We start from the raw sequence: 21,283 nt of genomic DNA on the forward strand, positions 1-21,283 counted from the left end.
AATCCTCAATTTATTTTCAACGTTTACGTAAAATTAAATATCTTCCAGAAAGTAAAAGCAACAAAACGCCAATAAACAAAATAGAATAAGTCGTCACTTCACCCATAGAGGGTAAATTCTTTTTGCCAGTGGTTTTTTCGGTTAACTGACTAGAATTCGTTGTATCACTTGGTTTAGATACATTTTCACTTGACGAGCTTGAAGATGTTTCCGATTCACTTTGGCTAGTACTAGTTGTTGTAATTGATTCGTAGGTATAAACAACTGTTTGAGCTACATCAGAAAAGGAACCAGTTGCATTTATTGGAGCTGCTATTAGTTTATAGCCTTCAAATTCTTTCGCTTCAGATGTATATTCTTCACCAATGTTGCCTTCCAAAATTAAATCTTCTGTTAATTTTATTTGGTCTTGTGTTTGGTAAATAACGGTTACTGTTTCACCTTTTGTTTCTTCAACTGCTTCGTCGATTTTAGCTGCACCTGATTCTATGCCTGCTGCATCAACTGCGGTTATGAAATAATTTGTTGTTGCTCTAGTTTGCTGCTCTTCAGAATCAACATAAGAAAAAGAGGTTTCATTTTGATCTTTCCATATTCGTTTAACTATATTTTCAGGTTTTGCTAGGACTTCTTCTTCGGTTCCAGAGCCTTTATAAACGACAAAGTAACGAGTACTGTTTACTTTAGTATCATTCCAAGATAGTGTCGTTTTAGAATTTGCTGTTTCTTGAGCAAATCCTGTTGGTTCAGCAATAGGTTGATGAGAAAGCCAAGGTTTTTCAGGTACTAAAGCATAAGTATTAAAGTACTCAGACTTGAGTAGATTGATGGAGTCATTTTTTGCTTGATGGCGTTCTTTTAAGGTTGGATCTAAGCTATCAATATTGGAAGGCATAATGTCGTTATAACTAAATAAGGTACTGCCTTTGATTGCTGGATAATTTTGATTAAATTTAATTTGGTTTGGAATTTCTTCAGGGTTTAGCCAAGATGCATCCCAGCCGCCGTTACTAACATGTTTATAATTGGCATGACCGATATAAACTTGTGTATTCGTTACTTCTGCAACATCATTCCACCAACGAGTTAGCTCACCATAAGGGGCAGCAGCTTGATCGAAACTCCAGTAAATTTGTGGTGTCACATAATCAATTAAGCCTTCTTTAATCCATTTATACGTATCAGCAAAAATACTATTAGAATACGATTTTGAAGAGCCTGTTGGTGTATTAGAACCTCGTGGATCGAGTGCTTTGTGTTCCCAAATACCAAAAGGACTAATACCAAACTGAACCGCTTTTTTATTCTCTTGATTATGTTGATCCAGCATTGCTTTAACACCACTTACTAAATCAGTGATATTATCACGCCGCCATTCTTCAATATCAGTGTAGCCTGCGCCATATTTTTTAAATGTTTCCTGATCTTCATTATTCATACCAAAATAGTTGGTTTCAGAAAGACGGTACGGATAAAAATAGTCATCAAAATGAATTGCGTCTATATCGTAATTTTCAACAACTTCTTTCATTGAATCAATCACTTGAGCTTGGACTTCAGGAATACCGGGATTTAAAAAGAATTTTTCATCAAACATTAGAACGTGGTCTGGATGCTGAACAGCGTAATTATCTGCTGCCAAAATGCCTGCTTTTGCTAGAACTTCAATTTGTTCAGGAATTGTTAAAGCTAAAAGATCTTCTTTTGATAGTCCTGTTTTATCCAAAATTGTTTGGGTTGAAAGTTTCGTATTGGTTACGCGATATGGATTAAACCAAGCATGATATTCCATTCCAGCTTCATGGGTAACATCAACCATCCAAGCTAATGGATCATAACCAGGATCTTTTCCTTGAGAACCACTTAAAAATTCTGACCACGGATTTAATTCAGATGGGTACCAAGCATCTAGCAATGGACGAACTTGGAAAATCATGGCATTCATATTCCATTCTTCGAATGTAGCTAAACGCTCCAAATAACTGGCTTTAAAGGCTGCTTCATCTGTAGGTTTTGGAAAATTTAAATTGGCGATCGTTGCAACCCAAGCACTTTGAAATTGATTTTTAGGATGAATATACTCGGTTGGAATTGTTACGGTCTCAGTAGATCCGTTGTAAAATGGAACAGTCGAACTTAAATCATATCCTAAAGAATTATCTTCTTTTCGGATAAACTTGTGCAAAGGCTCAGATGCCCCCTGTACCTGAGTTGGTAGTAAAAGTAGCATTGTACACGCCAATAATAAAACTGATAGTGTTTTTTTCAATTGTTTTTTACACTCCTTCGATTTTTTTGGTAACGCTAACAAAATATTTCACGATTAATATATCATTTATAAAATAAAATTTCAACATAATGCGAGTTTTATATGTAATTTTATTTCTTTTAAGGAATTTTATTTCTTTTTTTGTAAAAAACTATTGAAATTTATGTTCTAATTAGTTATATTCTATGTGAACCAATTCAAATAATAAAGGAGGGAACAAATGCTTGACTCTTTAGCAACAGAAAAAAGAAACAACGCGACTTTAGCTTTAGACAGTTTTTCAGTTGAAGAAATTGTTACTGCAATGTGTGAAGAAGATAAAAAAGTAGCAGATGCAGTTCAAAACGAATATACTTCGATTGTAGCGTTGATTGAAGCAGTCGTTACTTGTATGGATAATGGTGGAAGCCTTTTCTATATCGGAGCAGGTACAAGTGGACGTTTAGGTGTGCTTGATGCTGCAGAATGTATTCCAACATTTAATACAGCACCAGAAACAGTTCAAGGCTTAATAGCTGGAGGAATGAAAGCGATGACAGTCGCCGTTGAAGGGGCAGAGGATTCTTTAGTACTCGCCAAAGAAGAGTTGAAAGCGCATCAATTAAAAAAAGAAGATTTTGTTTTAGGGATTGCTGCAAGTGGGCGCACACCATATGTTATTGGCGGATTAAAGTATGCTCGTGAAATCGGAGCTGCAACCGGGTCACTTTCTTGCAACAAACATGCCATTATTTCAAATTATGCTGATTATGCAATTGAAGTTGAAGTAGGGCCCGAAGTACTAACAGGTTCCACACGTCTTAAAGCTGGTACCGCTCAAAAGTTAGTGCTAAACATGATTTCTACAGCAAGTATGATTCGCCAAGGAAAAGCTTATCAAAATTTGATGGTTGATGTTCAACCAACGAATGAAAAGTTAGTGGAGCGTGCAAAACGAATTATTGTTGATGCAACAGATTGTTCGATGGAAGAGGCTGCGTTTTATTTAGAAGATTCTAATCAGAATCCTAAATTAGCAATCGTTCGAATTCTTTCGGGGGAAAGTAAAGAAGTAGCAGAATCTTTACTGGAAAAACACAAAGGATTTGTCCGAAACGCAATTGAAGACACTAAAAATGAATGAGTTGAAAAATGTAAGTTAAACTTAGGGAGATGAAAATAGTAATGCAAAAAGTATTAAATTGGATTGAAGATAAATTAATGCCGCCGATGGCTAAATTTGCTGAGCAACGACACATGAAAGCGATCCGTAACGGGGTAATTTCTACCTTGTCACTAATCATGATCGGAACGTTGTTTCTAACAATTTCAAATTTACCGATTCCGGGATTTGAAGAATGGATCATGCCGTATAAAGCGGATTTAGTTATTCCGTTCCGTATTACAATGGGATTATTGGGAATTTATGGATCATTTAGTATTGGTTATAACTTAACTAAGTCCTATAAATTAGATGGGATCACTGGTGGGATGTTGTCACTTGCAACATTTTTAATGTTAACGATTCCACAAAACGTTGATGCTTTGCTGCCAGAAGGAGAAGGCTTAGGTTTAGCTTGGGTTATGCCAATGGACTATCTTGGTGGTTCAGGAATGTTCTCAGCAATTATCGCAGCAATCTTTGCTAGTGAAATGTACCGTTTATTTACTAAGCACAACATTACGATTCGTATGCCGGAACAAGTACCACCAGCAGTTTCTCGTAGTTTTGAAGCTTTAATTCCAGGTTTTATTATTATTACAATCGTTTGGGTTATTCGTGTGTTAATCGGATTTGACGTAAATAAATTCTTAATGGATATCTTTGCTCCATTAGTAGATATTATGGGTAATAATTTACTTGGGGTACTTTTACCAATGTTCTTTATTCACTTATTATGGGCAGCCGGTGTACATGGTATGAGTATTATTGGTTCTCTCGTTCGTCCAATGTGGTTAGTGATGTTAGATGCAAATGCGGATGCGTTCGCTTCTGGAACACCAATTACAGAATTACCATATATTGCTCCTGAGCAATTTTATCAATGGACAGTAACGATTGGTGGAGCTGGAGTATCCATTTCAATCTGTATCTTGTTGTTATTCTGTCGCTCAAAATTTTTGAAACAAGTCGGACGTTTTTCATTATTACCGGGTATCTTCAATATTAATGAAATGTTGATCTTCGGGGTACCGATTATTATGAACCCGATTTTAGCTTTACCTTTTATTGGAGCACCTTTAGTAACAACAACAATTAGTTATTTTGCTGTAAAATTTGGTTTGGTAAATGGGTTTATTAGTAATCAGGCATGGACCTTACCGGCACCAATTGGAGCGTATCTATCTTCAGGAAATGACTGGCGCATGATTGTACTGGTTGTTGTTAATATCTTAGTTGCAATGGTGATCTACCTTCCATTTGTTCAAATGTATGACAAACAAATGTTGGCAGAAGAAAAAGAAAACGAAGCTGCTACACAAACAGCATAAAAGTTTAGTGTAGATCAACGTTAGAATATAGTTGGAACAAACTGATTGGCGTTGCTAGTCTAATTTGTTCCAACTTCATTTGGCTTTTAGAGAGGAAGAAAAACATGTTAAAATTCATACTGATTGCTGCGATTATAGGATTTATCTTATTAGGAGTTGGGCTTACTCGCTTGTTGGAAAAAAATAACTGGCTGCCAAGCCGTTGGATTACTGGTTGTTTAGTATTTTTAATTATATTAGTTCCAAGTATTGTCTTTCCGCAGTTGCCTGATCCGGTTAAAATAGTACTTTACTTAATTAGTGGTATTTTGGCAGTTGTCTTTTTTGAAACAACACGGGGATTGTTAGAACGTAATGAGTATAAGGGAATTGTCAATACACAAACCAAGAGAAAGTAGCGAATGAAAGCATGAAGTATATCATCGGAATAGACAGCGGCGGAACAAAAACTGAAGCAATCGTCTATGATTTAGCTGGTAACGAACTACAGCAAGCGATCACAGGTTTTGGCAATATGTTGGTTGACCATGAACAAGGATTATCCAATATCAAAGCAGCCATTCAAGCAGTATTGAAAACACGTCAGATAGAGGATTGTCAATTGTTAGTCTTAGGTTTAGCAGGTATTGACAGCGGTGGTTTGCGTGATGTCTTATCAGAAGAGTTAGCGGAATTTAAGGTTCCAGTCGTACTGTTGAATGATGGTCAATTAGCTCATTATGCAATGCTTAAAGGTGAGTCAGGTGTACTTGTTATTGCTGGTACAGGTTCTGTTTGTCTTGGTATGAAGCAGGACGAATGGTATCGTGTTGGCGGCTGGGGGCATTTATTTGGTGATGAAGGTAGTGCATATTATATTGGGAAATTGGCGATTCAACGAGCACTTGCTGAATATGACTTAGGGAATCAACCTAGTTTATTGACGAGAAAAGTATTAATTTATTTTCATGTTTCAACTATTTTAGAGTTGGTGAAAGCAGCTTATCAAGCAACCAAAGATCAAATTGCCGGACTTGCTAAAGTTGTCGCTGAATTAGCTGAAACCGAGAAGATCGCTGCTACTATTTTAACAGCGTCGGGTATAAAACTGGCTGAAGAAGTAGAAAAAGTTGTCGTCAAAATGCAAGCAAATAAGCAACAAATTAAAGTCGCTTTAAATGGCAGTGTGATTGAAAAAAATGAATATGTACGTCAGGCTTTTTTCACTTACTTAAAACAATGTTCCTTCCAAGTACAAATTATAGAAAAAGAAAATTCTGGCGCAAAGGGTGCGTATTATTTTTATCAGAAGAATGGAGAATCAATGTAATGAGAAGATTAGGTATTTCGGTTTATCCAAACCATAGTAGTGTTTCAGAGATCAAGGAATACATGACTTTAGCGGCAAAATACAACTTTAAACGAGTGTTTACATGTCTATTATCAGTTGAAGAAGGCAAAGAAAAAATTGTAAAAGATTTTACCGAAACAATTACTTTTGCCAAGTCTTTAGGAATGGAAGTTATTGCTGACGTTAGTCCAAAAGTTTTCGGCGAATTAGAAATCAGCTATAATGATTTATCATTTTTCAAAGAAATTGGTGCAGACGGTATTCGTTTAGATCTTGGTTTTACAGGAAGTGAAGAGTCAATCATGACCTTTAACCCACAAGAGTTGGATATTGAATTGAATATTAGTTCTGGCACGCGCTATTTGGAAAATATTTTAAGCTATCAAGCGAATCCTGATAAATTATTAGGTTGTCATAATTTTTATCCTCATCGCTATACAGGTTTAAGCTACGATCATTTTATTGAAACAACTCAAGTTTATAAGGACCATGGGATACATACGGCAGCATTCGTTAATTCTCCATCGGCAACAATCGGACCGTGGCCAGTCGAAGAGGGATTATGTACATTAGAAATGCATCGTGAATGGCCAATTACAACTCAAGCGAAACACTTATGGGCGACTGACTTAGTTGATGATGTCATCATTGCTAATTCATTTGCAACAGAAGCAGAACTAAAAGCTTTAAGTGAAATTGACCCATACAAATTAACGTTCGATTGTGTGATTGAAGAAACTACACCAGAGTTAGAACGTAAAATTATTTTAGAAGAATTCCATTTTAACCGCGGAGATGTATCAGATTATGTGGTTCGTTCAACACAAAGTCGTGTGAAATATAAAGGGCATAAATTTGAGCCATTTAATACAGTTAATATGGAAACCGGTGATATTATTGTAGAAACTTCTTTATATGCTCATTATGCTGGAGAATTACAAATTGCATTACTACCGATGGAAAATTCAGGCAAATCTAATGTTGTTGGAAACATTACTGAAGCTGACCGAATCTTACTTTCTTACTTACGTCCATGGCAAAAATTTGCATTTAATGAAGTTAAATAGGAATTTATTATGGCGATTATTCACGGCAGCTTCTATTCAGAAACATTATATAAATTAACCAATTATACCGCAATTCTTCCTGAACAACCTTATGATGAGGTAGATGTTATGTACCTTCTACATGGACGATCGGGAAATTGTCAATCTTGGGTGAATCAAACGGGTGTTAGTCGTTACGCAGCAGATATGCCATTAGTCATTTTTTGTCCAGAAGTGGATTTGAGTTATTATTGTAATATGGCTTGTGGTGGAAAGTATTGGGATTTTCTAACAAAGGAATTTCCGCAAAAAATGGCGCAATTTCACCCTTATATTTTTTCTAAAACATACGTTGTGGGAAATTCAATGGGTGGTTACGGCGCTTTAAAATGGATGTTAGCTGAACCAACAACGATTGATTTTGTTGGCTTACTATCTCCATTAGTAGATGTTAGACGTTTACTAACGTTATTTCCAGAAACGAAAACTGAATTTCAAGCAGTTTTCCAATCAGAAGAAATTTACGATCATTCAGAGTATAATTTATTAACGAGATTAGCTTCAGAAAAACTAGGTAAGCTACCGAAAATTATGCATATATGCGGAGAGCAGGATTTTCTTTACCAAGATAATCTATTATTAGAAAAAGCTTTAACGTCAGTTAATAATGACTATTGGTCTTCGTTCGATCAGGGGAGTCACGATTGGTATGAATGGGATCGTGGAATTCAACAAATACTGAATTTTTTAAAGAAAAGCGAGGGGTAATATGGTATACGCAGTGGGCTTAATGTCGGGAACATCTTTGGATGGAATTGATGCAGCTTTAGTAGATATTTCCGGGAAAAATGAACAAACTTCAGTAACATTAGTTGAATTTATAACTATGCCGCTAGCAGAAGAAGTATTGAAAAGAATTCGGGAGACTATTTCATTAGAAGAGTCTGATGTAGAAAAAATCTGCTCTCTTAATGTTGAACTGGGCGAACAGTTTTCAAAAGCCGTTTTAACCGTTTGTGAAAAAGCAGAAATCAATTTAGCGGATTTAGCTTTTATCGGCAGTCATGGACAGACACTGTTTCACATTCCTTTTGCTAGAGAGTCATTTTTTGCATCTACTTTGCAAGTTGGAGATCCAGCTGTAATTTGTGAAAGAACGCAAACGACAGTGGTGTCCAATTTTCGTGAAAGAGATATGGCTGTTGGTGGTCAAGGTGCGCCAATTGTTCCATATTCGGAATACATTCTCTATAGAAGTGAAGAAGCTACACGTATTTTACAAAATATTGGTGGCATTGGTAATCTGACAGTTCTTCCCCAAAAAAGTAGGTTAGAAGATATGATTGCTTTTGATACTGGACCAGGAAATGTTATTATGAATGAATTGTGCTTGCATTTCTTTAATGAAGAATATGACAAAGATGGTGCTCATGCCAAGCAAGGAAACGTCAATCAAGCCTTGTTAGCTGAACTGATGGCTCATCCTTATATCCAAAAACCGTATCCTAAAACAACTGGACGGGAAGATTTTGGGAAACAATTTACTCAAAAGCTGATTGAAAACTGGACCTTAGCACCAGAAGATTTTATAACAACCGCAACCATGTTTACAGCAAAATCTATTGCAGAAGCCGTTAAACCTTTTAGTGATGGGGAAACAGAATTAATTATCGGCGGTGGCGGAAGCTTTAATCCAACGCTGATTTCAATGATTAAAGAATCGCTACCTAACGTTAAGGTCATGATTCAAGAAGAAATCGGTTTTTCTTCGGATGCAAAAGAAGCTATTGCAATGGCGATTTTAGCCAACCAAACATTACAGCACGGCATTGGAAATGTTCCAAGTGCGACTGGAGCAAAAAAATCGGTTCCTCTAGGTAGTATTACTTATTATTAATATAAGAAAAAACAGATGGAAAAGTATTTTCTCAATAAGAGGCGGTGCTTTTCCATACGGTTTTGTGTAGAAACAAGTAACCTTCAAAGCAAAGATTGCTTATTTTAATGCTAACAGTTAGTTTGATCTTTGATAGTTTAGAAGAGAATGTTATCATATATATTGTATGTACATATAATTTTTACAGTGAAAATAATTAAAAATAGTAAAATTGGAGATGAGCTAATGAGTGGGGAAAATATTCAAGGAAGAATTATCAGTATATTGGACTTATTACCGAACTCCGAGCGAAAAATTGGAAAAGTCATTTTAGACAATCCATCAAAAGTAATCGAAATGACCGCCTCAGAATTATCAACGTATGCTGGAACAAGCCCGGCAACTGTCATACGGTTTTGTAAAAAAATTGACGTGCCTAGTTTTACCCAATTAAAAATACGATTGTCAGCAGAAATTGAAGCACCTGTTTTCGAGGGTTATTCAGATATTGCAGCGGATGAGACGATTCACGATATTAAAACAAAATTACTGGGTAATGCTTATCAATCAATGCAGGAAACTGTATCATTATTAAATGAACAGCGCGTTGAAATAATTGTAGATTTATTGGTAGCAGCACCGATCATTTATGTTTTCGGGATAGGAGCTTCATACTTAGTTGCAGATAATATTGCTCAAAAATGGAATCGAATCGGTAAAACAGTTGTCTGTGTTCAAGATTCTCATGTCTTGGTAACAATGTTAGTTTCGGCACCTAAAGATGCTGTTTTTTTCTGTATATCTCATTCTGGTGAAACGAAAGAAGTTCTTCGCTTACTAGATGTAGCTCAAAAACATCAACTCAAATCAATTGGATTATCTCAATTTGGCAATAACTCTTTAGCAACTAAAGTAGACTATTCATTACAGACGGTACGTTCCAATGAAGCAGTTATTAGAAGTGCTGCGACGACTTCTTTGCACGATCAATTTATTGTAGTAGATGTCTTATTCTATGCTTATGCTTCACGTAATTTTGACCAAACAATTGAAATGATTCACGAATCAAAAACAGTCATTAAAAACTATGAAAAATAAAAAAGCTGCTGAACGAAAGCTGTTCAGCAACTTTTTTTGATTTAAACGATTTTATTTAAAATAAACACAGACGCATTCAGGAGCATACACATCTTTTTGAATAATTTCCAAAAGACCAGTTGCTTCATCACGACGGTAGAGAGTTAAGTTATCAGTATTTTGATTAGCCGCAACAGCGAATTTTCCAGAAGGATCTAAAGCAAAATCTCTAGGGATTTCGCCTTCAGTTGAGATTAGTTGAATCCGATCAACAGAATCACCAGCGTCATTAACTGCAAAGACTGCAATTGAATCATGTCCACGATTTGATGCATAAACAAAGCGACCATCATTAGAAATACGGATTGCTGCGCCACCGTTAAATTCGTTAAATCCATCAGGTAAAGTAGATACTTTTTGAACTTGTGTAAACGAACCATCAGCAGCGTTGTAAGCTAAAACAGTCACAGTACTATCCAATTCACCAAAAAGATAAGCAAATTGATTATTTGGGTGGAAGACTAAATGACGCGGACCAGTTCCAGGTTCTGCTACATATTGAGCAACTTCAGAAAGTTTTCCTTCAGCACTTACATCATACGTATATACGCGATCAGTTCCTAAATCACAGACCACTAAACGGCGATCAGGTGTTAAATCGGTATAATGAACGTGAGCGTTATCTTGATTTTCATGAGGTCCAGTTGGTTCATCATGAACAATTTTATCGGCATCCTCTAAGTGGCCATTAGCTAAAATGCGATAAACATGAATAATACCTTGGTGGTAATTAGCGCCAAAGACTAATTGTTTTTCTTCATCGATAGCTACATAACAAGGAGGAGCGCCAGCTTCTGAAACTTTATTGATTAAATCAAATTGACCATTATGATTAGCATAAGCTGCCATGCCGCCATTGCCATCTACAGAGGTCACATTAAATAAATCACCTTTTTCATTTAAAGCCAAGTAAGTTGGACTAGTTTCTTCTATTAATAAAGAAGCTTCCGAAAGGACTTCTTTTGACGTATCCAGAGTGATTTGGTAAATTCCTTTACTCACGCGACGAGTGTATGTTCCTAGTAAAATTTGTTCCTGCATGAAATTCCCTCCATTTTTTGTGGCGTTTTCATTTCAATAGCCACGCATTTTTTTCTCTTTTAGTATAACACAAGTATTCATTAATTTATAAAATCTTTATGAATCCAATGTTCGCATTTTCACTAGTTTTGTGCTATTATATTTGAAGACTGTAAGGACAGTCATTTTTAATTTAAGAGGGGTGACATACATGTACGATAATACAAATAGCAACAATGGTGCAGTTCGCTGTTCATTTTGTGGCAAAACACAAGAAGAAGTGAAAAAAATCGTTGCCGGACCTGGTGTCTATATTTGTAATGAATGTATCGACTTATGTAAAGAGATTATTGATGAAGAATTTTACGATGAAGCCGTACGTGAATTGACAGATGTTCCTAAACCCCAAGAAATATTGGACGTCTTAAACGAATATGTAATTGGACAAGACCAAGCCAAACGTGCTTTATCGGTTGCGGTCTATAATCACTATAAACGTGTAAATCAAAAAGAAAATGCAAGCTCTGAAGATGTAGAATTACAAAAGAGCAATATTTGTTTAATTGGACCAACGGGTTCTGGGAAAACATTTTTAGCCCAAACATTGGCTAAAACTTTAAATGTACCATTTGCAATTGCAGATGCAACAAGTTTAACTGAAGCAGGTTATGTCGGTGAAGACGTAGAGAATATTCTACTGAAACTTTTACAATCTGCGGACTTCAATGTTGAACGTGCTGAAAAAGGCATCATTTACATTGATGAAATTGATAAAATTGCACGGAAAAGCGAAAATGTTTCTATCACTAGAGATGTTTCAGGTGAAGGCGTACAGCAAGCACTACTTAAAATCTTGGAAGGAACAGTTGCTAGTGTGCCACCACAAGGCGGACGCAAGCATCCTCACCAAGAATTTATTCAAATTGATACAACGAATGTGCTATTTATCGTTGGTGGCGCTTTTGATGGAATCGAAACGATCGTTAAAAACCGTTTAGGTGATAAAACAATTGGATTTGGGTCAAACAATAGCAAACTAAACGAAGATATTAGCGTGATGCAGCAAATTATACCAGAAGACTTATTGAAATTCGGCTTAATCCCTGAATTTATCGGTCGCTTACCAGTAACTGCTGCTTTAGAAAAACTAACGACAGATGATTTGGTTCGTATTTTGACTGAACCGAAAAATGCGCTAGTAAAACAATATCAAAAACTATTATCATTAGACGATACTGAGTTGGAATTTGAACCGGATGCACTACGCTCAATTGCGAATAAAGCAATAGAACGAAATACAGGTGCTCGTGGCTTACGTTCAATTATTGAAGCAATCATGATGGACGTGATGTTCGATGTGCCATCGGATGAGACGATTGAAAAAGTTATCATCACTGAAATGGCTGCCGAAGGAACAGGTAAACCAGCGATTATTTATGATAAGAAAGATAAAAAAGCAGGTTAAATGAGGTTGGGACAGAAGCGCTTATTTTAGAATGCGTTGCTTCTGTCCTCTATTTTTATGAAAATTTTGAGTAATAGGAGGGTTTATAATGAAAGTACATAATGCTGAAATTGTCATTAGTGCTGTTTCGCCAAAACAATATCCGGAAACAAGTCTTCCTGAAATTGCTTTAGCAGGCCGTTCTAATGTAGGAAAATCATCATTTATTAACACCTTAATCAATCGAAAAAACTTAGCTCGCACATCTGGTAAACCGGGAAAAACCCAGACTTTAAACTTTTACTTAATCGAAGATGCACTACATTTTGTCGACGTTCCGGGATATGGTTATGCGAAAGTGTCAAAAACAGAACGTGCGAAATGGGGCGAAATGATCGAGACTTATATGACAACTCGTGAGCAATTAAAAGCAGTTGTTTCATTAGTAGATTTACGTCATACACCGACCCAAGAAGATATTCAAATGTACGAATTTTTGAAATACTATGAGATTCCGGTTATCGTTGTTGCAACAAAAAAAGATAAAATCCCTCGTGGTAAATGGAATAAACATGAAAGTATGGTCAAAAAAGCCTTGAACTTCGATAAATCAGATGACTTTATTCTTTTTTCTTCTCAAACTAAAGAAGGCAAAGAAGAAGCTTGGCAGGCAATTGAGAAATATCTATAAAAAAGAGAGGGAGACAAAACTAAAAATCAGTTTTGTTTCCCTCCTTAAATACGTATAAACGGTGAGAAAAAGCAGCCGCTTTAATTCGGAAATAAGCAGGATGCAGTTACCGTAGACTTTTTCTATTGTTCTTTTTTCTTTTCTTCTTTTTGTTCAGCTTTAGCAGCTTGTTTTTCTAATTCCTCTTTTGGCATTTCAACTTTTTTAGGATCAACGGCAAAAGAATCAAATAATTTATCAAGATCATCTGTACGTTCAAATTTTAAACCCATTTCTATTTGCTCCATTTCGTTTTAGATTATAGAAAAGCTGTTTAGTCTATGCTGTTCAGCTTCTTTTTCTTAGTTTAGCACCCTTTTGTAATTTTGAATAGGATTCTTTTACAGTTTAATAGTATTTTATAAAAAATTTCGACAGCTGGTTAACTTGCAATCGGTTATAAAAAAAGGTATAGTTTTTTCGGAAAGAGAAATGAGGGACACACATGGCTAAAAATGTTTTTGTAGGAATCGTCCGTTTTTATCAACGATTCATTTCGCCAGCACTTCCATCAAGATGCCGGTATTATCCAACTTGTTCGCAGTATACAATTGATGCGATTCAGACACATGGAAGTATTAAAGGTGTAACGATGGGAACAGCTCGAATTTTACGATGCCATCCATTTGTAAAAGGCGGTATTGACTATGTTCCGCTAAAATTTAGTTTAAAAAGAAATCCGGATCAAGAATACCATGGTCCTTATAATTATAGACGACATAAGCACAAATAAAAGAGACGAAGGTGGCGTTTGAAATGGCAATTTTGACAATTGATTTTGGCGGTTCGGCAGTAAAATATGGGGTTTGGAACGGAATAGAAATCATCAACAAGGGGAAATTCAAAACCCCTGATACATGGAATGAAATGAAAGCGTCTTTATTAGCGATGTTTAAGGAAAATGAAGTGCCAGTTGAAGGAGTAGCTTTAAGCGCACCGGGCGTTGTCGATGTTCAAAAACAAATGATTAATGGGATTTCTGCGATTCCTTATATTCATGGGTTTAATATCTATAGTGAATTAGAAGAACTTTTTAAACTGCCGGTCGCTATCGAAAATGATGCAAACTGTGCTGGGATGGCAGAAATTTATGAAGGAGCAGCTAAAGGGAAACAAGAAGTTGCATTTGTTGTTATTGGAACAGGAATTGGCGGGGCAATTTTTCATAAAGGCGAAATTACCAAAGGAGCTCATTTGTACGGTGGTGAATTTGGGTTAATGTATTTAAATAATGGTCAAACGTTTAGTGAATTAGGTACAGCAGTTCAAATGGCTTGGCGTTACTGTGAGCGAAAAGGGTTAGATAAAGACACTTATACAGGAGAAGAAGTCTTTCAATTTGCTGAAGCTGGTGATGAACTGGCGCGTGAAGAAGTGAATAATTTTTATAATTATCTAACGCAGGGATTGTTTGGTATTCAGTTTTCATTAGACCCGGAAATTATTGTTCTTGGCGGTGGTGTTTCTGCTAAAAAAGGATTATTGGATGAAATTAATTCACGTATGCAAGAAAAACTTAAGGAATTTGAGCTAAATGATTTTGTCCCTGAGATTGTTACTTGTCAGTATAAAAATGATGCAAATCTAATTGGTGCTGCGGCTAATTTTCTAACTCAAAAAAATTGGGAATAACCTAATAAAGTAAGCGTCTTATTACGAAAGTAATAGGGCGTTATTTTTGCAATTTATTAGATGTTGCCCGACCATAAAATACAAGTCTTTCCCTGGAAAAAATATCTTAATAATTTGAATTATAGAAATTTTCTGAAAATTCGTTGACATTTCTTTCGTTATTGATTATATTTGTATACATAACTCTTTAATAATTATATTGACGAAGACATTTCGAGGGGGAAATAGAATGAAAAAATTTAGCTTTTTATTTGCTAGTTTGTTTTTACTAGCGGCATGTGGTCCAGCTGCTGGCGGCGGAGCATCAGGTGAAGGAAACAAAACAGAAGGCGACACAATTAAAATCGGTATGAACATGGAACTTTCTGGGGATGTTTCAGCATACGGTAATGCTGAAAAAGAAGGGATTGTCTTAGCTGTTGAGGAAATCAATGCGGCTGGTGGAGTTCTTGGTAAGAAAATCGAATTAATCGAAAAAGATAATAAATCAGAAAATGGTGAAGCCACTTCAGTTGCGGCTAACTTAACTTCTAAAGATAAAGTCGTGGCAGTCGTAGGGCCAGCAACTTCAGGTGCTACAAAAGCAACGATTCCAAATATGACTAAAGCTGCTGTTCCGGCAATTACACCTTCTGGGACAGATGACAGTATTACAGTTGTAAATGATAAAGTACAAGAATATATTTTCAGAGCTTGTTTCCAAGATACATTCCAAGGTGTTATCTTAGCAAACTTTGCACAAGATAACCTAGATGCGAAAAAAGTTGTCATTATTGGTGATAACTCGAGCGACTACGCAATTGGATTGACGAAATCATTTAAAGATACTTACAAAGGTGACATTGTAAAAGAAGAAACATTTACAGCTGGGGATAAAGATTTCCAAGCTATCTTAACTAAGATCAAAGATCTAGATTATGATGCGATTTACATTCCAGGTTATTACTCTGAAGCTGGTTTGATTATCAAACAAGCCCGCGAAATGGGTATTGATAAACCGATCCTAGGAGCGGATGGTTTTGGTGATGAAAAATTAGTTGAAATCGCTGGTGCTAAAAATGTCTCTGATGTTTATTACACTGGTCACTTCTCAGAAAAAGCTCCTGCAACAGATAAAGTTAAACCATTTGTTGAAGCATTCAAGAAAAAATATAATAAACAACCATCAGCATTTAATGCGTTAGGTTATGACTCAGTTTATATGCTGAAACAAGCAATGGAGGACCAAAACTCTGCTGACTCAAAAGAAATCAGAGAAGGTCTAGCTTCACTTAAAGATTTTGTCGGTGTAACAGGAAAAATGACGATGGATAAAGATCACAATCCTGAAAAATCTGCCGTTGTATTAGGTTTAACAGATGGAAAAGAAACTTCTGCAGAAGCAGTAAATCCTTAAAAATTAGCAGTATTAAAAAAATAAAGTAAGCAATACTAAAGAGGGTGAGACAATTTGTTCGTTTTGTCCATCCTCTTTTTTCTTTAAAGAAAGCAACATTATTCTAAAATATTGGAAGTGATAAACATGGAAATCGTTATCCAGCAACTAGTAAATGGGCTTTTTCTAGGCAGTATCTATGCTTTGTTAGCATTAGGATATACAATGGTTTACGGTATTATTAAATTGATTAACTTCGCCCATGGTGAAATTTACATGTTGGGTGGATTTATGGGCTACTTTTTCATTAATAAATTAAATTTAGGTTTTTTCCCGGCACTAATTTTATCGATGGCAGGTGCGGCAGTTATTGGGGTGGTTATTGAATTTTTAGCTTATCGACCACTTAGAAAATCTACGAGAATTGCAGCTTTGATTACAGCTATTGGGGTATCATTTCTATTGCAAAATGGGATGATTTACTGGTTAGGACCAGAAAAAAAATCGTTCCCTCAAGCAATTGAATTTAAAAATTATCAACTAGGCTTTATTCAAATCTCAAATATTCAAGTACTTATTTTAGTTATTTCACTAGTATTGATGATTGCTTTACAATTAATCGTTCAAAAAACAAAAATGGGTAAAGCGATGCGTGCTGTTTCTGTAGATGCAGATGCAGCTCAATTAATGGGAATCAATGTAAACCGCACGATTTCATTCACATTTGCGCTAGGTTCAGCATTAGCGGCAGCTGCTGGTATGTTGATCGGTTTGTACTATAATTCAATTGATCCTATGATGGGTGTTGTACCAGGGCTTAAATCCTTTGTTGCAGCAGTTTTAGGTGGAATTGGGATTATTCCGGGTGCAGCATTAGGTGGTTTTGTGATTGGGTTACTTGAAACAATCACCATTGCACTTGGCTTTTCAGACTATAAAGATGCAATGGTATACGCATTATTGATTATAATTTTACTCATTCGTCCTGCTGGTATTTTAGGCAAAAATATTAAAGAGAAAGTGTAGGTGACAGGCATGAAAAAGAATTTAAAATATAATCTCATTTGGCTTTTAATTGCTGGAGCAGCTTATGCTTTGATCTATGTTTTGTATTTAACTGGAGTAATTACGCCTTTTACTGAATATACCTTGATTACAATTGGTATTAACATTATGTTAGCGTTAGGTTTAAATTTGATTATTGGGTTTTCTGGACAATTTTCTTTAGGACATGCTGGATTTATGGCAATTGGTGCTTATTGTGCCGCGATTATGTCGGTCAAGTACCCAACGATGGGCGGTTTCTTGAGTGGGATTTTACTAGGAATCGTTTTATCTGGAGTGGTTGCTTTGATCGTTGGTATTCCAACATTGCGCTTAAAAGGTGATTACTTAGCAATTGCGACACTAGGAATTTCAGAAATTATTCGTATCATCATCATTAATATGGGGGACTTAACAAATGGACCTGCCGGGATTTTTGGGATTCCGCCAATGGTCAACTGGTCAATGGTTTTTGGTTTTGTTGTCGTTGTGACTCTAATTATTGTTAATTTCATTCACAGTGGTCCGGGACGCGCAACAATGGCGATTAGAGAAGATGAGATCGCTGCTGAGTCAATGGGCGTTAATACAACAAAATATAAAGTTATTGCCTTTATTATTGGTGCTATTACGGCAAGTATGGCTGGGGCGATTTATTCGAGTTACGTTCAAACAATTGCACCAAAAGATTTTGGTTTTATGAAATCAATTGATATTTTAATTATCGTGGTGTTTGGCGGTATCGGTAGTGTTACTGGAACCTTTATATCAGCAATTGTTCTAGGTATTTTAAACATGTTCTTGCAAGATGCTGGTGCACTAAGAATGATTATTTATGCGTTGGCTTTAATCATTATTATGATTTTCAAACCTAGTGGACTTTTAGGAACATGGGAATTTTCGGTAAAAAAATTATTCACTAAAAAGGGGGACAAAACTAATGCCTCTATTGAACGTTAGTAATTTAACTAAAAATTTCGGTGGATTAGCTGCTGTTTCAAATGTTAATCTTTCACTGGAATCCAATGAATTAATTGGATTAATTGGGCCAAACGGCGCTGGGAAAACGACACTATTTAACCTACTTACAGGAGTTTACGAACCGAGCGAAGGTACAGTTACCTTAGATCTTTTAGGAAAAGAACATGTGTTAAATGGTATGAAACCATATAAAATTGCAGATATGGGCTTAAGTAGAACCTTTCAAAATATTCGTTTATTCAAAGATTTAACAGTAATGGATAATGTTTTGATTGCGATGAATAGCAAAAATAAAGAAGGGATTCTCTCGAGTATTTTACGTTTTCCTACTTTCTATAAAAAAGAAGAAGAAATGGAAAAGAAAGTTTTAGAACTGTTAGCTATTTTTGGCTTAGAAGACAAGGTACAAACTCTTGCAAAAAATCTTCCATACGGGGAACAACGTCGATTAGAAATTGTCCGTGCTTTAGCAACTCAGCCAAAAGTATTGTTTTTGGATGAACCGGCAGCGGGAATGAACCCTCAGGAAACAGCTGATTTAACTGAATTAATTAGAAAAATCCAAAAAGAATTCCAAATTACAATTGTATTAATTGAACACGATATGAGTTTGGTCATGGAAGTTTGTCAAAGAATCTATGTGCTAGAATACGGCAGAATTATCGCTGAAGGCAAGCCGGAAGCAATTAAAAATGATCCTCGTGTAATCGAAGCTTATCTTGGAGGTGAACTATAATGTTAACAATTGAAAATCTATCCGTTCATTATGGTGTAATCCAAGCAGTCCGTGATGTTAATTTTCATGTAGAACAAGGGGAAATCGTTTCCCTAATCGGTGCAAACGGAGCCGGTAAAACGACGATTCTTCGAACTATTTCAGGATTAAATCGTCCATCAAACGGAACAATTACCTTTGAAGGGCAACAAATTCAAAAAATGCTGCCTCAAAAAATTGTTGCTTCAGGGCTTTGTCAGGTACCAGAAGGTCGTCATGTTTTTTCTGGATTAACAGTTCAAGAAAATTTAGAAATGGGTGCCTTTTTAAGAAAAGACGGCGAATTAAAGCAAGATTATGATAAGGTATTTGAACGTTTTCCAATTTTAAAAGAACGTAAAAATCAAGATGCGTCCACTTTGTCTGGAGGAGAGCAGCAAATGTTGGCAATGGGACGAGCTTTGATGTCTAAACCTAAATTACTATTATTGGATGAACCATCCATGGGACTTGCTCCAATATTTATTCAAGAAATTTTTAATATTATAAAAGAAATAAATAAACAAGGAACAACCGTTTTATTAATTGAACAAAATGCTAAAATGGCATTATCTATAGCAGATCGTGGTTATGTGTTGGAAACAGGTGAAGTTGTTTTAAGTGGTCTAGGTAAAGACTTACTTGAAAGCGAAGAAGTGAAAAAAGCATACTTAGGAGGCTAGACGTATGAGTGTAAGTGATTTTATGACAAAAAATTTAGTTGTTGCTGATCCGGAAATGAAGATTTTTGATGCGGTAGATTTGATGAAAAAAAATAATATTCATCGTTTACCAGTTGTCAAAAACGAACGCTTAGTAGGACTGATTACAGAAGGAACGATTCAATCTGCGTTACCTTCAAAAGCGACGAGTTTAAGTGTTTATGAAGTGAATTATTTATTAAATAAAACAACTGTGGCAGATGTTATGGTAAAAGAAGTACTGACAATTAAGCCGGAAGCATTGCTGGAAGATGGTATTTTTCAAATGCGTCAAAATAATATTGGTGTGTTACCTGTTCTTGATGGAAATGATGCTTTAGTGGGTATTATTACAAATAATGATATCTTTGATGCATTTTTAAAAATCACTGGCTATAATGACGGTGGAACGAGGATTCAATTGCGAATTCCAGAAGATCATCAAGGAATTTTAGCAGATATTACCAAGCTTTTAGCAGCAAGTGACTTTAGTATTTTAACAGTCGTGGTTAATCGTAAAGAGCTAGAGACAATTATTGAATTGCAAATCGAAAGTCGCGAGACTCAAAAAATTGAAAGCATCTTAATAGAAGCTGGCTACGATGTTTTTGAGGCAACGCTAGTATCAAAAAAAGTTTAAATATTCATTGTTAGAGAATATTTCCGTCAGAGAAATATTCTCTTTAAAACAGTTTGACTATTATTTGGGCTTGTGATAATTTTATAGAGTAAGGTAAAAAAATTAGTATTTTAGATTAGTAAAATATTAAAGTAACAGTAGTACTTTAATGTTTTTTCGTTATGCTTTCAGAATTGTTAGGGAATGTTGTTGGTATAATAGTACAGAATTTTCTGTAATTTATTATAAATATTTAAGATAGGAGGGAAACAAATGAAAAAAGTTATTGGATTTGTTGTTGCTGTTTTAGCAGTGGTGAGTTTTGCAACACCAGCTTCAGCTGATGGAGCTATCTCAACAGTAGAACAGTCTGTACTTAATGAATTGAATGCTGGCGCTACAATTGGAGGCAAACAATTTTATTTTGATGCAGCTGAAACAAATGCAGCTGAAAATCACTTGAAACGTGTTGATTTGACACAAGCTCAAGCAGATGAAGCTGTCAAAAATATTCAAGCGGCTCGTGCGTTAGTTCAAGGAGTATCAGTAGATGCTTCTGGAGCAAACACTCTTGGTGACGCGCTAAGACTATTGCCGGCTAACGTAATTTCTCAATTGAAAAACTACGTTGTTGCAGCTGGTAATGCTGTTGGTGTGAAAATTACTTTTGGAGCTGGCGGAAGCTATTCTGCAGTTACAATCACTGACGCAAACGGATCACCTGTATACAGTACTGGAACACCAGTGAAAAATACAGGATCAAATTACGCATTAAGCGGAATTACTTTTGGCTCATTAATCGTTGCTGCAGCAGGTGCAGTTTTCGTGAGCAGAAAAAACAAACTAGCATAAT

Annotated in this window: 22 protein-coding genes; 19 read left to right on the top strand and 3 right to left on the bottom strand. The window is 35.8% G+C overall.

The annotated features are described in order from the left end of the window. Positions 1–16: 16 nt before the first annotated feature. Positions 17–2,269: a family 10 glycosylhydrolase gene (locus tag C240_RS09135; protein ID WP_271494496.1), complete on the bottom strand. Its 2,253-nt coding sequence runs from the start codon at positions 2,267–2,269 to the stop codon at positions 17–19. Between the two features lie 220 nt (positions 2,270–2,489). Between C240_RS09135 and murQ the strand changes: the two genes are divergently transcribed. The 8 genes from murQ to C240_RS09175 all read left to right on the top strand — a co-directional run bounded on the left by murQ (position 2,490) and on the right by C240_RS09175 (position 10,091). Continuing rightward, positions 2,490–3,392: an N-acetylmuramic acid 6-phosphate etherase gene (gene murQ / locus C240_RS09140; RefSeq protein ID WP_271494497.1), complete on the top strand. Its 903-nt coding sequence runs from the start codon at positions 2,490–2,492 to the stop codon at positions 3,390–3,392. A 41-nt stretch (positions 3,393–3,433) separates the two neighbouring features. Continuing rightward, the gene (locus C240_RS09145; protein WP_271494498.1) at positions 3,434–4,741 is read left to right on the top strand and encodes a PTS sugar transporter subunit IIC; all 1,308 of its coding nucleotides are present in this window, start codon (positions 3,434–3,436) and stop codon (positions 4,739–4,741) included. Positions 4,742–4,845: 104 nt separating this feature from the next. Beyond that, a complete protein-coding gene (locus C240_RS09150; protein WP_271494499.1) occupies positions 4,846–5,139 on the top strand; it encodes a hypothetical protein in 294 nt (97 codons plus the stop codon). A gap of 11 nt (positions 5,140–5,150) precedes the next feature. Beyond that, entirely contained in the window at positions 5,151–6,050 is a 900-nt protein-coding gene (locus C240_RS09155) for an N-acetylglucosamine kinase (RefSeq protein WP_271494500.1), read from the top strand. Next, positions 6,050–7,138 carry a DUF871 domain-containing protein gene (locus tag C240_RS09160; protein WP_271494501.1) on the top strand — a complete coding sequence of 363 codons (1,089 nt, stop codon included), beginning with the start codon at positions 6,050–6,052 and terminating at the stop codon, positions 7,136–7,138. Before C240_RS09155 ends, C240_RS09160 begins: the two co-directional genes overlap by 1 nt. 9 nt (positions 7,139–7,147) lie before the next feature. Beyond that, a complete protein-coding gene (locus tag C240_RS09165) occupies positions 7,148–7,885 on the top strand; it encodes an alpha/beta hydrolase (protein WP_271494502.1) in 738 nt (245 codons plus the stop codon). Position 7,886: 1 nt separating this feature from the next. After that, positions 7,887–9,014, top strand: coding sequence for an anhydro-N-acetylmuramic acid kinase AnmK (anmK, locus tag C240_RS09170; protein WP_271494503.1), 1,128 nt, complete (start codon positions 7,887–7,889; stop codon positions 9,012–9,014). A gap of 225 nt (positions 9,015–9,239) precedes the next feature. Continuing rightward, complete coding sequence (locus tag C240_RS09175) at positions 9,240–10,091, top strand: MurR/RpiR family transcriptional regulator (RefSeq protein WP_271494504.1); 852 nt, start codon at positions 9,240–9,242, stop codon at positions 10,089–10,091. A gap of 51 nt (positions 10,092–10,142) precedes the next feature. Here the strand turns inward: C240_RS09175 and C240_RS09180 are convergent, their stop codons facing one another. Further along, positions 10,143–11,171, bottom strand: a complete 1,029-nt coding sequence (locus tag C240_RS09180; RefSeq protein ID WP_271494505.1) for a lactonase family protein — start codon at positions 11,169–11,171, stop codon at positions 10,143–10,145. 190 nt (positions 11,172–11,361) lie between these two features. Between C240_RS09180 and clpX the strand changes: the two genes are divergently transcribed. Both clpX and yihA read left to right on the top strand, forming a co-directional pair. Then, on the top strand, positions 11,362–12,615 hold the full coding sequence (gene clpX, locus C240_RS09185) for an ATP-dependent Clp protease ATP-binding subunit ClpX (protein WP_271494506.1): 1,254 nt from the start codon (positions 11,362–11,364) through the stop codon (positions 12,613–12,615). Positions 12,616–12,703: 88 nt separating this feature from the next. Further along, complete coding sequence (gene yihA, locus C240_RS09190) at positions 12,704–13,285, top strand: ribosome biogenesis GTP-binding protein YihA/YsxC (protein ID WP_271494507.1); 582 nt, start codon at positions 12,704–12,706, stop codon at positions 13,283–13,285. Between the two features lie 122 nt (positions 13,286–13,407). Here yihA and C240_RS09195 read toward each other — a convergent pair whose 3' ends face one another. Next, positions 13,408–13,557: an SPJ_0845 family protein gene (locus tag C240_RS09195; RefSeq protein ID WP_010771573.1), complete on the bottom strand. Its 150-nt coding sequence runs from the start codon at positions 13,555–13,557 to the stop codon at positions 13,408–13,410. A gap of 212 nt (positions 13,558–13,769) precedes the next feature. Here C240_RS09195 and yidD point away from each other — a divergent pair, with 212 nt between their 5' ends. From yidD to C240_RS09240, 9 genes are all read left to right on the top strand, one after another. After that, entirely contained in the window at positions 13,770–14,057 is a 288-nt protein-coding gene (yidD, locus tag C240_RS09200) for a membrane protein insertion efficiency factor YidD (protein WP_271494508.1), read from the top strand. Between the two features lie 23 nt (positions 14,058–14,080). Continuing rightward, positions 14,081–14,956: an ROK family protein gene (locus C240_RS09205; protein ID WP_271494509.1), complete on the top strand. Its 876-nt coding sequence runs from the start codon at positions 14,081–14,083 to the stop codon at positions 14,954–14,956. 229 nt (positions 14,957–15,185) lie between these two features. Further along, positions 15,186–16,352: an ABC transporter substrate-binding protein gene (locus C240_RS09210; RefSeq protein ID WP_271494510.1), complete on the top strand. Its 1,167-nt coding sequence runs from the start codon at positions 15,186–15,188 to the stop codon at positions 16,350–16,352. A 126-nt stretch (positions 16,353–16,478) separates the two neighbouring features. After that, the gene (locus C240_RS09215; RefSeq protein WP_271494512.1) at positions 16,479–17,357 is read left to right on the top strand and encodes a branched-chain amino acid ABC transporter permease; all 879 of its coding nucleotides are present in this window, start codon (positions 16,479–16,481) and stop codon (positions 17,355–17,357) included. Between the two features lie 9 nt (positions 17,358–17,366). Beyond that, positions 17,367–18,335, top strand: a complete 969-nt coding sequence (locus tag C240_RS09220; protein ID WP_271494514.1) for a branched-chain amino acid ABC transporter permease — start codon at positions 17,367–17,369, stop codon at positions 18,333–18,335. Next, entirely contained in the window at positions 18,316–19,092 is a 777-nt protein-coding gene (locus C240_RS09225) for an ABC transporter ATP-binding protein (RefSeq protein WP_271494516.1), read from the top strand. Before C240_RS09220 ends, C240_RS09225 begins: the two co-directional genes overlap by 20 nt. Then, positions 19,092–19,793 carry an ABC transporter ATP-binding protein gene (locus C240_RS09230; protein ID WP_271494518.1) on the top strand — a complete coding sequence of 234 codons (702 nt, stop codon included), beginning with the start codon at positions 19,092–19,094 and terminating at the stop codon, positions 19,791–19,793. The genes C240_RS09225 and C240_RS09230 overlap by 1 nt, the downstream gene beginning before the upstream one ends. Before the next feature lie 4 nt (positions 19,794–19,797). Beyond that, complete coding sequence (locus tag C240_RS09235; RefSeq protein ID WP_271494520.1) at positions 19,798–20,451, top strand: CBS and ACT domain-containing protein; 654 nt, start codon at positions 19,798–19,800, stop codon at positions 20,449–20,451. Positions 20,452–20,703: 252 nt separating this feature from the next. Next, complete coding sequence (locus C240_RS09240) at positions 20,704–21,282, top strand: hypothetical protein (protein WP_271494522.1); 579 nt, start codon at positions 20,704–20,706, stop codon at positions 21,280–21,282. Position 21,283 lies beyond the last annotated feature (1 nt).

The organism is Enterococcus sp. 5H, from assembly GCF_028128615.1.
Classification (GTDB): domain Bacteria; phylum Bacillota; class Bacilli; order Lactobacillales; family Enterococcaceae; genus Enterococcus_L.